The following is a 1,161-nucleotide window of genomic DNA, read 5'->3' on the forward strand; positions in this document are numbered from 1 at the left end:
CACCTTGTATCTACACGAGAGAGATTTCGTGGGATTAGAGCGATTGAGCCAAGGTCCGGGCGGCCGCCCGGACCTTGGCTTGGCGAAGTCGCCCGTACCACCTGAGGTTACAACCGCGGGAGAGCTTGGGATCTTCGCCTTCGTCACGCACGACCGAACAGTCGCTTGGTTCCAACCGTACGCACAAGGCAGGTTACCGTGAACAGGATTATTTGTGGAGTTGATGTTTCGAAAGATTGGCTGGACGCGCATGTCCGGCCTGGCGGAGCGGCAGCGCGCTTCGCCAACGATGCGGCGGGGATTGCAGCTCTTTGGCTGTTCTGCCGCAGCCATGGCGCAGCCCTTGCGGTGATGGAGGCATCGGGCGGCTATGAACGGCTGGGGTTCATGCTCTTGTGGGCGCACGGCATGCCGTGCGGCGTGGTCAATGCCAAGAGCGTGCGCCGTTTCGCCGAGGCGATGGGCTATCTGGAGAAGACCGACAGGATCGACGCCGCTGTCATCGCCCATTACGGCGCAGTCAAGAACACGGTGCCGACGCCACCGCCAAGCGCTGCCCAACAGCGGCTTACCGCGTTGGTTGGCCGGCTTTGCCAGATTGTCGGCGATGCGACCATCAACAAGCAGCGTAGAAGTGCCGCATGCGACGCCGAGGTATGCGCCAGCATCGAGGCGACGCTGGCCTTCCTCAAGCGCGAGCAACGGCGCCTGGAAGGCGAGATTGCCTCGATGATCGATGACGATCCGCTGTGGGCCAGGCTGGAGCGAGCCTTTCGTTCGCTCAAGGGCGTAGCCGGACGCACTGTCGCCCGTCTGATGGCCGAACTGCCCGAGATCGGCCTCATCTCCAACAAGGCCATCGCCAAGCTGGCAGGCCTGGCTCCTTTCGCCAACGATAGCGGCAAGCGCACCGGCAACAGGCATGTGCGAGGCGGACGCGCCGGGCCGCGTGGCATCCTCTTCATCGTCGCAGCTATCGTGGCCAAATTCGATCCTCATCTCAAAGCTTTCGCTCAACGGTTGCAACAGGCGGGAAAGCCAAAAATGCTCATCCGCATCGCACTCGCCAGAAAACTCCTGGTCATCCTCAATGCAAAAGCACGCGATGCGCGCAACGAGTTCGTAATTGCAACTTGACACCCCAGATAGTCGCTCTCCCCC

The 1,161-nt window shown here is 61.6% G+C and carries 1 protein-coding gene; it reads left to right on the plus strand.

What is annotated here, in order from left to right:
* The first annotated feature begins 198 nt into the window (after positions 1-198).
* The gene (locus NKJ67_RS35055) at positions 199-1,137 is read left to right on the plus strand and encodes an IS110 family RNA-guided transposase (RefSeq protein WP_023809699.1); all 939 of its coding nucleotides are present in this window, start codon (positions 199-201) and stop codon (positions 1,135-1,137) included.
* Positions 1,138-1,161: the final 24 nt, after the last annotated feature.

This window comes from Mesorhizobium sp. M0088, from assembly GCF_040322895.1.
GTDB lineage: Bacteria > Pseudomonadota > Alphaproteobacteria > Rhizobiales > Rhizobiaceae > Mesorhizobium.